This is a genomic window from Bathymodiolus japonicus methanotrophic gill symbiont (genome assembly GCF_019721995.1).
Classification (GTDB): domain Bacteria; phylum Pseudomonadota; class Gammaproteobacteria; order Methylococcales; family Methylomonadaceae; genus Methyloprofundus.
Window position 1 is genome coordinate 15,445 of sequence record NZ_BLYC01000015.1, and the last position, 13,218, is coordinate 28,662.

Here is a 13,218-nt window from a genome sequence, read left to right on the forward strand (position 1 = left end):
ATGGCTACCACAAATGGCTCTACGGCTATTCGGGATAAAATTTTAGCCTCCCTCGCGCGCTATCGCGCACTTCGGATTGGCAAATTTCCCTGCGCCTTCTGGAGACTATCAGCCCGTCCGGGGCTGACAGCGGTCGCATGACAGAACACGTATTTCAACGCCCCTCGCCTTTATCTAATGATGATACCCTGCTAATCAGCTTGTTTTTTGCTGCAGCGATTCATGCGTTGCTTATATTAGGCATAAATTTTAGCAAGCCCAAGGCAGATAAAAGCAGTAAGCCCATTGCGATTACCCTGGTAAGCCGGGAAGCAAAAAAAGCGCCTAAAAAAGCTGAGTTTCTAGCGCAAAATAATCAGCTAGGCGCAGGGGAGAAACGCGATAAGCCAACTCCAAAGGTGCGCAAACAAAGCAGCAATGGTCGCAGGAAAAATAAGCCACCCGCGCAGAAAATGAAGCCTAGGCAGAGTGTTATGCGTAAGCGCGTCATTACTCAAAAAAGTGCGGTAGAAAAAAATCATAAGATGCAAAAAACCGAGCAAACTAGTAAAGTAAATCGGCCAAAATTATCTATGGATGTGCTGCGCCAGCAACTTACACAACTGGGTGAAAAAATTCGCTACAAAAAACCCAGCAGTGACCAGAAGCGCATAAAATTTATCAATTCAGTTAGCACGCATAAATACCTTGCTGCACAGTATATTACTGACTGGCAGCGTAAAATAGAAAATATGGGTAATCTAAATTACCCGGCAATAGCAAAACGACCAGGTTTTTCCAGTTCGCTCACCATGTATGTGGGTATCAAACCCGATGGTAGTATATACAGTATGCGTATTAGCAAATCATCCGGCTATCCAGCACTGGATCAGGCAGCGAAACGCATTGTTCGTATAAGCGCACCTTTCCCGCCTTTACCCAAAGCATTACTTCAGGAAGTCGATGTTTTAGTCATTACCCGTGTGTGGAAATTTTCTGATGAATCAGGGTTGTATACGCGATAAGCGGTAGGCCAATAGCAACATAGCATTCTTTAATTCCTCCTTAATATTAACGTTCTTTGCTGCAAATACAGTAATTATTTTATGGCTATTGTCAGCTAATAAAAAAGGGCGTATTGTTGTAAACTGAAGTTTCCCAATTATTGAGTAGCTGAAATACACAATGCTGGTGTATCGAGGTTTATTTTAGGTGGTTTTGCCATGTTTATAGCAAACCCCTACTTAATTCCCCTTAGGCAATAGCATTTGAAACGAATGAAAAGACTATTTTTTTCATATAGTTGTAGCATAGTTTCAATTTTACCATAAATAATTATTGGGAAACTTCAGTTGTAAATATAACAAAATTCTAATTCTGCGAAAGCTTGTTTTGGGCATCCCAGCCCAAGCAAGCAGCAAAAACTTAACGCGACCACTTATGCCTCCGGCGGCCCCGATTCGTCCTCGTCACCTTGTCCCGACCCAACAAGGGGTCGGAACATAGGCTCCAAATGACTTGACGCCGTGTCGGATGGCCTTTTATTTTGTCTCCACCTTCGCTAACGCTCAGACTCCGACAAAACAACGGCCCTACGGCTATCGCGGACTAAAAATCTTCACTTCGCTAAAGCTCCGTTTCCAGGATTTTCAGCGGATGAAAGTGACGAAGATGGGTTAAGCTATTTGCATGGCATGCACGGTAGAATGCTGGGTTTTTTAGGTGATAGCATTTTAGTCAATGGCACGCCTAATGCCGAATTCTCGGTGAAATCGCGCGCTTATCGTTTTCGGGCTGTTAATGGGTCCAACTCACGCATATATAAACTGGGCTGGGATGATGGTACACCTCTGACTGCAATTGGAACCGATGGCGGCTTGCTGGAAAAACCGGTAACGCTACCCTATATCATGCTGGCATCAGGAGAACGGGTCGATTTATGGCTGGATTTTAGCGGTAGATCTGTAGGCTCTAAACTGGTGATGTACAGTCTGCCTTTTGAAGGTGCAATGCCACCGATGATAGGAAAAAAACGTCTGGGGAAAAAATCTGTTGCTAAGCAAATGGGCGGTGGTATGCGTGGCGGCATGGGCGGAGGAATGATGGCTGGTGGTCTGGGCCAGGGCGATAAATTTGCTATAGCAACTTTCAAAGTCGTTGAGAAAGTTAGTGATTCTCCTGCCTTACCAAAAACACTAGTGCCCTTCCAGCGATTAACCGAGCGAGATGTGGATAATAAAAGCCAGCCTATTCCGATAGGTATTTCGATGAAACCCATGCGCCCAATGTTAAATGGTAAATCCTTTGCCATGAACAGGGTGCTAGATTTTGAGCGCGTAGCATTAGGCTCGACCAAAAAGATAAAAATCTTCCATGACCACGGCTCCATGAAAATGGATGACGACAAGAAATCGGGGAGTCGCTATTTTTGCGAAAGCTTGTTTTGGGCATCCCAGCCCAAGCAAGCAGCAAAAACTTAACGCGACCACTTATGCCTCCGGCGGCCCCGATTCGTCCTCGTCACCTCGTCCCGACCCAACAAGGGGTCGGAACATAGGCTCCAAATGACTTGACGCCGTGTCGGATGGCCTTTTATTTTGTCTCCACCTTCGCTAACGCTCAGACTCCGACAAAACAACGGCCCTACGGCTATCGCGGACTAAAAATCTTCACTTCGCTAAAGCTCCGTTTCCAGGATTTTCAGCGATGGCCGCGAAACCGGAGTGATGCATGCCTGCGGACATGATGTGCATATGACTAATATTATTGGTGCTGCCTGCTACCTGGCGAGTCATCGCTCGTTGTGGCAAGGAACGCTGATGCTAGTGGGGCAACCTGCAGAAGAAAAGGGTGCGGGAGCGCGGGCTATACTGGAAGACGGTCTTTTTAAGCGCTTTCCCAAACCTGATTTTGCAATCGCATTGCATGCCTCCCCAACTCTGGCGACTGGAAAAATCGGTATACGCTCCGGATTCAGTATGGCTAATGTCGATACTGTCGAAATAACTCTGTACGGCAAGGGCGGACATGGTGCTTATCCGCATACTGCAAATGACCCGATTATTCAGGCTGCGCAATTGGTAATGGAGTTACAAACCATTGTCAGTCGAGAGATCGACCCGGTGACACTACTGAACTTAAATTGACGGTGCGCAGCTTTTCCGCAGAGGTGCGCGAACATTTGCTAGCAGCAATAGAGCGCAAGGCGCTTGCCGTCGCGATTAGTAATAATGCACTAGAACCTCTAATTCAAATTAGTAAAGGTACGCCATCGCTATATAATGATCCTGAATTATCAGCTCGCCTTACGCGTGTCTTGAAGCAACAGTTGGGACAAGATAATGTTGAGCTATCTGCAATGTCGATGGGTGGTGAGGACTTCAGTCGTTACGGCAAAGCTGGAGTTCCAAGCCTGATGTACTTGCTGGGTGCAGTCAGCGTGCAACGTTTGGATGACTATGCAGACAAAAACGAATCACCACCTTCGCTACATTCATCCAGATTTTATCCGGATATAGAGGCGAGCTTGATAACGGGTATCAACACGATGGTGTCAGCAGTGCTTGAATTGCTGCAACCTGCAGATCAGAAGGAAGGCCAAGGAAAACTAAGTGAATAAGATATTGATTGCATGAGAGGTACTATTAATCATTGCATAAGTTCAGACATCTTGACTCGGTGATCAGTAAAAACGACCGAAACCAAAAAAATAAACAGCATACTATAACATCACCATCAAATAGTACTAACAATCCTCTAAAGAAATGAAAGTGGTACCAATCTGAGTTAAACTAAGCACTAATATCATGTGAGGAATCGATCTAATGCAACCGCTCATGCCCCCAATAATTCCTCAGGGTACTACCGTTATCAATGCTCAGGTCAGTGTTGATAGCCAAAATGATGAATGGTTTTATTTTCCCGGTGGTATACCGGTCTATTCTCACCAGATCGACAATTAAAAATTATGTAGACATCTCACCTCTGAACTTATCAATGCCGGATCCTGCCTCTCTAGCAATATTATCACAACCTTTGGTATCTCTACGAGTAGCGTCATGCGCTCATTAAGACAACTATGTGAAAAAGGAGCCTATATAATACTCCCCCATTGTCCAGACCAATTTATTAAATAGTTAAGATAGCCCTTCCCTTTTTATATTAATAATTTGTTATTATTGCGCCGCAGGCGTTTTGATACTACTCTTTGCCGACTGCGGTGAAATGTGGTCAAAGGGTGAATTAGTGTGGGTAAGTTCGTGGGAAACGGCTTTATCGTTTTCCATCAGCTTATCCACACGTTCCGTAGGAAATTCACGCTTTGACCACATGGAGTCCGCCTGCAGGGACTCTCACGTATAGACCGTTTTTTTATAATAAACCTCCGCTGGCGTTCGATAGTCCAAGGACTGATGAATTCGCCTGTGATTGTAAAATTCAAAATAGTCTTTCAGCCCTAAATATGCTTCATTCACTGTCTGAAAGTCATTCAGATAGACCTTTTCATACTTGACTGATCGCCACAATCGTTCAACAAAAATATTATCCAATGCGCGGCCTCTGCCATCCATGCTAACACGGATTCCTTTCTCCAATAAGGGCTGCTATGCAAAAGTCTGCGTCCATTGTCGTACTTAACGCCCAATTAAGTACATATCGGCTATGCCAGTCAATAATGGCCATCAGATAGACAAAACCATGCTTCATGCGGATGTAGGTAATATCCGTACTCCAGAGCTGATTGCATCGCTCGATCTGCAGGTTTCTCAGTAAATAAGGATAGATCTTATGCTCTGAGTTGCCCTGACTTAGTCTTGGCTTTGGATATACCGCTTCCAGCCCCATCTGCCTTAGTAACCGTCTCACTCGCTTCGGATTGACCTGGTGCCCTTGAGATCTCAAATGCTCCGTCATTTTCAAGACACCGTAAAAGGGTGTTTCGGTATATTGTTTATCCAATTCATGCATCAGCATCAGCATCAGGGTATAGTCATCTATGCCAACGGGTCGGTAATATAAACTTGACCTGTTGATGCTCAACAAGCAACACTGCTTTCTGACACTTAACTCTGAATGACCTGGCTCTATCCACATTTTTCGAGTCGCAAGTGGAAGAGTCATAGATTTTTTTTTAGAAAATCATTCTCTACTTCCAGTTGCCCTATCTGCTTGTACAGATCGTCAACTAAAGCCTGCTGGTCATTATCCTGTTGTTTCCTTTTAGTCGAGAATGCTTCAGGAATAACCTCTAATACAGCTTTTTTCCAATTGTTGATTTGTGTTGCATGAATACCATATTTCGCGGTAATTTCAGCTCTTGTCTTTTCCCCTTTTAGTACGTCTAATACCACTTTTACTTTGGTTTGCGTGCTATGCTTCTTCCGATTTATGGTCATTTCTTAATCCTCAGTTTTGAGGGCAAGATTCTATCTTAAATGCTGGTCTAGTTTTTGGGGATCATTATACTATTCATTTTTGAACCCCGTCCATCCCGGAAAGGAGGACCTATCTATCACCTGATGTTTTGGAGCAAGCACAGCAGTATTTAGATCAAGGCATGACGTCTAACTAAGCCGCTAATAAATTAGGCATCCCGCGCATATACTTTTAGAAAAGCGGTCAGTGATGGGCGTTTAAAAAAGGGAAAAGATAACAAAAGTGTAAACTGGCGCATGAAAAGTACTTAAGATTGCTATAAACAACATGACTAACTCGCTATAAAGTTCATTATGCAAGAAATAAAACTCAGTATTATTATTATCACCAAAAATGAGCAAGATTTAATTCGCGACTGCTTGCAATCAATTTCCTGGGCTGATGAAATTATTGTCGTCGACTCTGGTAGTGATGATAATACCTTGGATATTTGTCGGGAATATACCCAGCATATCCTTATTAATAAGCAATGGCAGGGGTTTGGTTATCAAAAAAATCTGGCATTACAGCAAGCAACAGGAGACTGGGTGTTTTCTATTGATGCAGATGAGCGAGTAACGCCAGAACTTAAACAACAGATCCAGCAAACGATTAAATCTGGCCGGCATATAGCCATAGCCTATGAAATACCAAGACTGACTTATTTTCTGGGCAAAGAAATGCGCCACGGTGGCTGGTGGCCTGACTACGTATTGCGCTTGTTTATACGTGAAAATGCTAAATTTAGTCAGGACATAGTTCATGAACGAGTATTAATAGAGGGCGATGTAGGTCAGCTCAATAGTCCATTAATACATCATAGCTATACAAGTCTGGAGCAAGTTTTAGTTAAAAATGATCAATACTCCACTGCTGCTGCAATAAAAGCGCATGCTCAAGGCAAACAAAGTAGCTTAGGCAAAGCTTTAGTCCGATCTAACTGGACATTTGTGCGAGCCTATATTCTTCGTGCCGGTTTTCTAGATGGGAAAGAAGGTTTTATTGCGGCACTGAGTAAGGCAGAAGAAACTTATTATCGCCAGTTAAAGTTAAGCTATATGAGTAAAAAATGAAATTAAAAAACATGCAGGATACACATTTACGTCATCAAATAAGGCGCAGACCTTTCATTTCATATTCAAGGCATCAGTGTTCCCATTGAAAGAAGAAGTACCTAAACAAAGCAGCCTATAACCTACCTGAAGGTAGCACCACTCGAATATTTCCATCTTTTTGATTTTAATCACTTATAACAGCAAATAGACACTCTGTAGGCACCGTAAAAAAACAACAAATAATTTCAAATAAAGCTTGCATTTGCCGAAAAAAAATTTTCTAAAAATTTCCGTTTTAATCACCTCATAAACGGATATCACCCATGCTTAAAGACCTACCACTCTCTGAACATATTCACCAACACTGCAATGAAAGTATGGAACGTGCCCTGTTAGCAGAGCGTCATCCTTTGTGGGCTCGTTCATGCCCAGAGTTGAAGGATATCGACTTTATTCACCTTGGGTTATTACGCTGTATCAGTGTAGTCGATAGTGGTCGCCATTTCCTCCAAACCAATGAACAGATTTATGGCCAGCTGCTTCCCCACTCAACGTATTTTAAATCACTGAAGTCGCATAGACGAACAAGTATGCTTGAGGCATTTGAACAGCAGAGCTATCATCTTCACGCTGAAACACTGCTATCGCAAGACATTGATTATCTTAAAGCATTCCCGGAACTTGACGAATACACCATAGAAGCAGCGGATGGACATTTTATTGATCATACCTGCCATACTGAAAAAAACAGCAACAGGCGCGCCATGCTACCTCACGAAATTCCGGGACTCCTGTCGCCATAATTCGTTCACCTACGCAGCGGATGGGAGATGCCCTGAACGCCCTGCGTCCGCAACGACTACGCACAAAAGCCGCTTCGTCATTACTACCTCACTGGCTGGACGGCTATTCGTAATGCAATTCTTGCTCCTCTCGCGTGCTGCTAGCACACGTCGAATCAGCGAATTGCCCTGTCGCCTTTCAGGGACTAAAAATCACCACTTCGCTAAGCTCCGTTTCCATGATTTTCAGCGGGGGAAAGTTTATGCGGCCGGGGGGATTTACGCGTTGAATCTCAGAAGTGGGTTGCTCAGATTTCTTTGTCTAGTGACAAACGGAACTCAGAGGCATCAAGAAATACCTGTGTTACGAGATCATATTGAAAAGCAAAACAAGGGAAATAACAGCTCTCAGAAACATCTCTATGTCTACGATAAAGCCGTCACCGACTTTGTCTGGTGGGATCGGCAGAAACGACATGCTAATTACATGATTTCAATGCTAAAAGAAAATTCAATTGCGACTCTGGTTGAGTCTATCCCTTTTGACTCCCGCCATGAGATCAATACAGGGGTTGAAGCATACAGTGTGTACGAAAACAAGGGCATCAAATTTAACGTGGTGGATTACCGTGATCCAGAAACCGGAAAACTTCACCGGTTTGTGACAACCTTGCCAATGACCATTAACCCTGGAACCATTGCCATGCTGTATTTCAAGCGATGGACGATTGAAAAGACATTCAATAACACTAAAAGTAATTTCTCAAGGAAACTAAAGCTTGGTCTTCCAATACCCGCTCACTTGAAAATCAAATGCGCCTGACTGCAATGAGCTATAATTTAATGCGCGTGTTTGAAGAGATTTCAAAAACACAACAGCCAGAATTGATTCATCCATCGGATAAAAAATATGGCGCGCCTGTATTTTTCCAGGCAAGAATATCTCGTATCAGCTCGTATACCATTCGGGCAGTTCAAAACGCAATAATAACAGGAATGTCTTTACAGTGCTTTATGAGCTCTCTTGTGGCGAGGTTAGTTTCACGGCCTCAATTGATAGGGGAACACTGATGATTCAAGGTGCAAGCTGACCCAAGTTTGTCATCCTGCATAATAGCGTAACCGTGACCACACGAAGTATCTATTTATAATGCTAAAAAAACAAAAATCCCGTAGTAAAACCAGGCACACTGCTTCGACTAATCGGCGCATATTTTCTGGCATGGCAGTCGTTGCGGTAATGACCTTAGTCGTCAAGCTGATGGCAGCAGCTAAAGAGCTGGTGATTGCCGACTATTTTGGTACCGGCGATATGGTTGATGCCTTTCTATTTGCCTATCTTTTACCCGCCTTTGCCATCAATGTATTGTCAGGCTCATTTAGTGCTGCAATGATGCCCACCTATATTCGCACTCGTGAAAATCAGGGTATACAAGCAGCAAATAAGTTATTTTCTTCGCTGATGCTGGTAGGTGTATTGTTCTTGCTAGTGGCAGCGGGGATCTTGGCGGTATTTGCGCCTACGATACTATCGATACTAGGATCAGGCTTTAATGAGCAGACTATGCTGCTTACCCAGACACTTTTTTACTGGTTATTGCCTGTTCTAGTATTCACAGGGATCGGCCAGCTTTTTGCCACCATTATCAATGCGAGAGAACGTTTTGCAACAGTCGCCCTGGCTCCTGCCCTGACTCCGATATGTATGGTTATTGCGTTAATCACCCTGACTGATGAATGGGGTATTTTTGCTTTAGCGGAAGGAGCTGTGCTTGGTGCCGCGCTAGAATTACTGGTACTGATAATTGCAGCGGTGCGTAAGAATATCCCTGTGTTACCTAGATGGCATGGCATGACGGAAGAGTTGCGCACAGTGATTGGCCAATATACACCCATGATCGCAGGGGCATTTTTAATGAGTGGCACGGGGCTGGTGGACCAATCCATGGCAGCGATGCTAGAGCCTGGCAGTGTTGCCACACTTAATTATGCCAATAAGGTGGTGGCCATGATCTTAAGTATTGGCTCCATGGCGTTGGGTACGGCCGTACTCCCCCATTTTTCACGTCTGGTAGGGCATAAAGACTGGGTGGGCTTGCGCCATACCTTTAGAACATATGCATGGTTAATTGTCTTTATCAGTGTGCCTGCTACCGTGTTATTGTTTCTTTTTTCACAGCCTATTATTCAATTGTTATTTGAAAGAGGCGCATTTACCTCTGCTGATACTCGGCTTGTATCTCAGGTACAGGCATACTACCTATTACAATTACCTTTTTATATGTTGGGGATATTGGGTGTGAGGTTGATTAGTGCGATGACAAAAAATGATATTCTAATGAAAATTGCGGCCGTTAGTTTAATTATCAATATTGCAGGCAATTACCTGTTTATGCAACATTTCGGCGTTGCTGGCATTGCCTTGTCTACTGCGATGGTATATTTCATATCGACTATTATGATATTGATCTTTTTAAACAAATCAATAGTCGCTAGTGCAGCACTAGTGTCAAAAACCTGAAGTCGTGAAATACTCCCAAAACTGTCACCGTCTATTCTAGGAGCTTGAAATGGATGCGAAAAATAAACAAGAAAAACCAGGTATAACGAATAAAAATTATTGGGATTCAATCTATGCCAATGGAAACTCGAACGAATTATTGTTATTAGATGAGTATAAAAGGGACTATAAGCAATATTGCGATAAATTAATAATGGATAAAATTATCGAGTTCTACGGTGAGGGAAGCATTCTTGAGATTGGGGCTGGTAATTCTGACTGGATAATTAGAGTCATCAACGAGCTAAAGCCACCCTATTGCGCAGGACTTGACTATTCTGAAGAGGGCTGCCAGTTGCTTGAAGAAAAATCAAAAGCAAATGGTGTCAATATTGATGTGGTTCATGCAGATATGTTTTCACCACCAGTAGGCCTGATTAAGAAATTTAATTTTGTGATGAGTTTTGGTGTAGTTGAACACTTCAAAGATTTAGCTGAGGTACTTAGCGTAATTAGTCAGTATTCAATACCAGGTGGGCTGATATTCTCAATAATTCCAAATATGGCAGGCGTTAATGGCGTTTTAACACGATTATGGGATAAAGAAATATATGATATGCATGTGCCGCACGATCTTCCTTCATTTATTGACGGCCACCGTGCTGCTGGCTTAGATGTATTGTGGGGAGACTACCTGGGATCATCCAATTTTAGTGTGGTATCTTCATGTTTTAAAGAGCAGAAGAGCTTTAATTTTTTTATTTACAAACAACTCACCCGCATTTCAAAAGCATCGTGGTTTTTTGAGTCTCATATAAAAGAGCTTCCTGTTAGCAAGGCATTTTCACCCTATATTCTTATTGTAAGCAGAGTACCTAAATGAGGCTCATACTGTTCATTCACTCGCTTTCCTCTGGCGGAGCTGAACGAGCCAGCACCAATCTTGCCAATTACTGGGCTGACAAAGGCTGGCATATTACTCTTGTTACTATGACCGGGTGTGAACAGGACTTTTACCAGCTACATCCGGATATTCAGCGTATCGCCTTATGTCTTGACGCGGAAAGTTCCGGACTATTGACGGCAATCCAAAGCAATGTCCAGCGCACCAAAGCCCTGCGTAACGTACTTAAACAGCAGCAACCTGATGTTGCACTTGCTATTATGACGACTGCTAATATATTGCTGGCACTGGCTGCAAGGGGGCTAAATATTACGGTGATAGGTTCTGAGCGTATTCATCCTCCAATGTTACCTCTGGGCAGAGCATGGGAGTGGTTACGCAAGCGTAGCTATCGTCACCTGGATGCCGTCACCGCATTGACAGAGGAGACAGCCCTCTGGCTAAAGGCAGAGACATTCGCACAATATGTACCCATAATTCCAAATGCCGTTACCTACCCGATCGCTATACACTCACCCAGAGTTAGTCCTAATATTGCGAAAGGCGAAAACTTTAAGCTTATAGCCGTTGGGAGACTGTCTCCACAAAAAGGATTTAACCGCCTATTATCTGCTTTTGCAGTATTAGCCTCCCGCTTTCCTGATTGGAGCTTAATTATTCTTGGCGAAGGCTCTTGTCGGAATTCACTGGAAAAGCAACGAGCTGAACTAATGCTTGAGCAGCGAGTTTTATTTCCAGGGGCAGTTGGTAATCTGGGAGAATGGTACGAAACTGCAGATTTGTATGTGATGAGTTCACTTTTTGAAGGTTTTCCCAACACTCTAGTCGAAGCCATGGCCTATGGCCTACCTGTGGTAAGTGTTGATTGTGATACCGGCCCACGCGATATTATCCATGATAAAGTTGATGGTTTGTTAGTGCCACAAAATAATCATCAGGCATTAGTCGAAGCATTAGCCGTGCTGATGAGTGATAAAATATTACGTCAGCAATATGCAGCCCAGGCTATTGAAATTCGAGACAGGCTATCCATGCAAAAAATTGCCGGGATGTGGGAAGGTTTATTTTTCGACGTGTGCTAGCAGCACGCGAGAGGAGCAAGAATTGCCCTGTCGCCTATCAGGGACTAAAAATCACCACTTCGCTAAGCTACGTTTCCATGATTTTCAGCGTTTGAGACTTGCGCTGTAAGCTTCCTACGGTATACGCAGGTAGTTTGCTTTCAATGCGGGCTATTTGCTCTGGGTGAAGGAGAAGGCAATGGTCAAACAAAAGACTCAGAATCAGGCCACGGCTTGATCCTTCTTCATCTAATTGTTTGGCCTCACGCCCCCATCCTTCATAAAGCTTCCAGTCCTCAAAGAAAACCTCAATCAGCCATCTCAACGTATAGGCTTGAATAATATCTTGTGTGCGCCAAGTCAGGTCTGTCGCCACTAAATAGCGATAGTCGTTTTCACCGTCATATTTTAAGGCAATGACAAAGCGTTTTTTACTGTGAGAACTCACCTTTAATCGTGCACTGCTGACAGTCACTTTAATCTCTTTGCCGCCACGTACACGTATTATCTGATCAATGCCTTTGTTAATCGAATTAAAGTAGCTCTCGACTGACCTTATTCTACCTCTATATTCAATATTTTGGTTTTTACGTAATTGGCTAATCACCTGCGAGCCTCCAGATTCTTTAGCGGCTTCGTCCATAAAGGCTTTTCACCATACAGCGCATCAGCCAGTACGCCTTTAATTTTAATCAGGCTATGCGCAACTTTAAACTCTTTTAATAAGCCTAATGCAATCTCTGTTTTGGTCGGGTAGGCACTGTCACGTTCAGGCTTAATAGGCCGGTCTTTTTTTGCTATACCGCTCTTTTCAACCGTTTATCTTCTTTATCCCACTGCTTTAAGGCTGGATCCGGCATATAAAAGAAAAAACCGACAGGCACTGTAATGGATGAGGTAACTAGCAGCAATAATACTATCGTTTGTCCATTAACATACCCGCCGGAGCCTTTGTGTTTCTGCTTGTAAACCTTATAAATACGTTTTGTAGACTTAGATCGTGCTCGGTCTGATTCATCAAAGGCCAACACACCTTCAGTAATGCCATAACGTTTTAAAATTAAGACCACACTCACCCGTAGCAACCAGTCCCAGGGTATACTTGCTTTACGAAACACCCAGGATAATGCGGCTACTTTGCAATCTCCAAGGCTTGCTCGCTCAAACTTAGCCCAGCAAACAGAGTTCATTAGCAGTATGCCCGTTAAACAAGTGCCCAACCAAACGGCTTGAATCCGTGTCAAAGCGGCTCCGGGTTTTAGCTGATTGAGCGCATCATTTAAATCGTCAATATAGCTTTGGATAAAGGTGGCTGGGGCATTCATTAACATGGGATTACACCGATAAAATTACAACAACCTTAGAATACCTGATTTTACCTTCTCAATATCAAAAATTTGAACATCGAGTGATATCACTCCACCAGGGTCAGGACATCTCAGCACGAAGAAGTGAACTTATCAGTTATCTATGGGGGAAAGAGGTATTACCGTCATCGCTACCCACCGTTATTGAGAAGCAA

General features: G+C 43.4%; 19 protein-coding genes and 1 pseudogene. 17 read left to right on the forward strand and 3 right to left on the reverse strand.

Annotated elements, in window-relative coordinates; all coding sequences use genetic code 11:
• The 9 genes from K6984_RS17680 to K6984_RS17715 all read left to right on the forward strand — a co-directional run bounded on the left by K6984_RS17680 (position 1) and on the right by K6984_RS17715 (position 3,598).
• Entirely contained in the window at positions 1 to 141 is a 141-nt protein-coding gene (locus K6984_RS17680) for a hypothetical protein (RefSeq protein WP_221896726.1), read from the forward strand.
• A complete protein-coding gene (locus K6984_RS17685; RefSeq protein WP_221896727.1) occupies positions 138 to 1,004 on the forward strand; it encodes an energy transducer TonB in 867 nt (288 codons plus the stop codon). The genes K6984_RS17680 and K6984_RS17685 overlap by 4 nt, the downstream gene beginning before the upstream one ends.
• A gap of 313 nt (positions 1,005 to 1,317) precedes the next feature.
• Positions 1,318 to 1,485, forward strand: coding sequence for a hypothetical protein (locus K6984_RS17690; protein ID WP_221896728.1), 168 nt, complete (start codon positions 1,318 to 1,320; stop codon positions 1,483 to 1,485).
• Between the two features lie 27 nt (positions 1,486 to 1,512).
• A complete protein-coding gene (locus K6984_RS17695) occupies positions 1,513 to 1,659 on the forward strand; it encodes a hypothetical protein (RefSeq protein ID WP_221896729.1) in 147 nt (48 codons plus the stop codon).
• Between the two features lie 5 nt (positions 1,660 to 1,664).
• Positions 1,665 to 2,459, forward strand: coding sequence for a cupredoxin domain-containing protein (locus tag K6984_RS17700; RefSeq protein ID WP_230988158.1), 795 nt, complete (start codon positions 1,665 to 1,667; stop codon positions 2,457 to 2,459).
• The gene (locus K6984_RS34080; RefSeq protein ID WP_263458596.1) at positions 2,408 to 2,536 is read left to right on the forward strand and encodes a hypothetical protein; all 129 of its coding nucleotides are present in this window, start codon (positions 2,408 to 2,410) and stop codon (positions 2,534 to 2,536) included. The genes K6984_RS17700 and K6984_RS34080 overlap by 52 nt, the downstream gene beginning before the upstream one ends.
• 27 nt (positions 2,537 to 2,563) lie before the next feature.
• On the forward strand, positions 2,564 to 2,725 hold the full coding sequence (locus K6984_RS17705) for a hypothetical protein (protein WP_221896730.1): 162 nt from the start codon (positions 2,564 to 2,566) through the stop codon (positions 2,723 to 2,725).
• On the forward strand, positions 2,706 to 3,125 hold the full coding sequence (locus tag K6984_RS17710) for a M20 metallopeptidase family protein (protein ID WP_230988163.1): 420 nt from the start codon (positions 2,706 to 2,708) through the stop codon (positions 3,123 to 3,125). The genes K6984_RS17705 and K6984_RS17710 overlap by 20 nt, the downstream gene beginning before the upstream one ends.
• Positions 3,126 to 3,148: 23 nt before the next feature.
• Positions 3,149 to 3,598: a M20/M25/M40 family metallo-hydrolase gene (locus tag K6984_RS17715; protein ID WP_221896732.1), complete on the forward strand. Its 450-nt coding sequence runs from the start codon at positions 3,149 to 3,151 to the stop codon at positions 3,596 to 3,598.
• 733 nt (positions 3,599 to 4,331) lie between these two features.
• On the opposite strand, the pseudogene K6984_RS17720 reads toward K6984_RS17715, so the two are convergent.
• A pseudogene (locus K6984_RS17720) lies at positions 4,332 to 5,375 on the reverse strand (IS3 family transposase).
• 333 nt (positions 5,376 to 5,708) lie between these two features.
• Between K6984_RS17720 and K6984_RS17725 the strand changes: the two are divergent.
• From K6984_RS17725 to K6984_RS17755, 8 genes are all read left to right on the forward strand, one after another.
• A complete protein-coding gene (locus K6984_RS17725) occupies positions 5,709 to 6,467 on the forward strand; it encodes a glycosyltransferase family 2 protein (protein WP_221896733.1) in 759 nt (252 codons plus the stop codon).
• A gap of 305 nt (positions 6,468 to 6,772) precedes the next feature.
• Positions 6,773 to 7,252: a hypothetical protein gene (locus tag K6984_RS17730; RefSeq protein WP_221896734.1), complete on the forward strand. Its 480-nt coding sequence runs from the start codon at positions 6,773 to 6,775 to the stop codon at positions 7,250 to 7,252.
• 134 nt (positions 7,253 to 7,386) lie between these two features.
• Complete coding sequence (locus K6984_RS35790; RefSeq protein ID WP_338024545.1) at positions 7,387 to 7,521, forward strand: hypothetical protein; 135 nt, start codon at positions 7,387 to 7,389, stop codon at positions 7,519 to 7,521.
• Between the two features lie 35 nt (positions 7,522 to 7,556).
• The gene (locus K6984_RS17735) at positions 7,557 to 8,054 is read left to right on the forward strand and encodes a transposase (protein ID WP_338024548.1); all 498 of its coding nucleotides are present in this window, start codon (positions 7,557 to 7,559) and stop codon (positions 8,052 to 8,054) included.
• Positions 8,045 to 8,302: a hypothetical protein gene (locus tag K6984_RS17740; RefSeq protein ID WP_221896736.1), complete on the forward strand. Its 258-nt coding sequence runs from the start codon at positions 8,045 to 8,047 to the stop codon at positions 8,300 to 8,302. The genes K6984_RS17735 and K6984_RS17740 overlap by 10 nt, the downstream gene beginning before the upstream one ends.
• A gap of 79 nt (positions 8,303 to 8,381) precedes the next feature.
• The gene (gene murJ, locus K6984_RS17745; protein ID WP_221896737.1) at positions 8,382 to 9,752 is read left to right on the forward strand and encodes a murein biosynthesis integral membrane protein MurJ; all 1,371 of its coding nucleotides are present in this window, start codon (positions 8,382 to 8,384) and stop codon (positions 9,750 to 9,752) included.
• Between the two features lie 49 nt (positions 9,753 to 9,801).
• Entirely contained in the window at positions 9,802 to 10,614 is an 813-nt protein-coding gene (locus K6984_RS17750; RefSeq protein WP_221896738.1) for a class I SAM-dependent methyltransferase, read from the forward strand.
• A complete protein-coding gene (locus K6984_RS17755) occupies positions 10,611 to 11,717 on the forward strand; it encodes a glycosyltransferase family 4 protein (RefSeq protein ID WP_221896739.1) in 1,107 nt (368 codons plus the stop codon). Before K6984_RS17750 ends, K6984_RS17755 begins: the two co-directional genes overlap by 4 nt.
• Before the next feature lie 67 nt (positions 11,718 to 11,784).
• Here K6984_RS17755 and K6984_RS17760 read toward each other — a convergent pair whose 3' ends face one another.
• Together K6984_RS17760 and K6984_RS17765 are read right to left on the reverse strand one after the other, a co-directional pair.
• Entirely contained in the window at positions 11,785 to 12,339 is a 555-nt protein-coding gene (locus K6984_RS17760; protein ID WP_221896740.1) for a hypothetical protein, read from the reverse strand.
• Between the two features lie 154 nt (positions 12,340 to 12,493).
• A complete protein-coding gene (locus K6984_RS17765; RefSeq protein ID WP_221896741.1) occupies positions 12,494 to 13,027 on the reverse strand; it encodes a transposase in 534 nt (177 codons plus the stop codon).
• Positions 13,028 to 13,218: the final 191 nt, after the last annotated feature.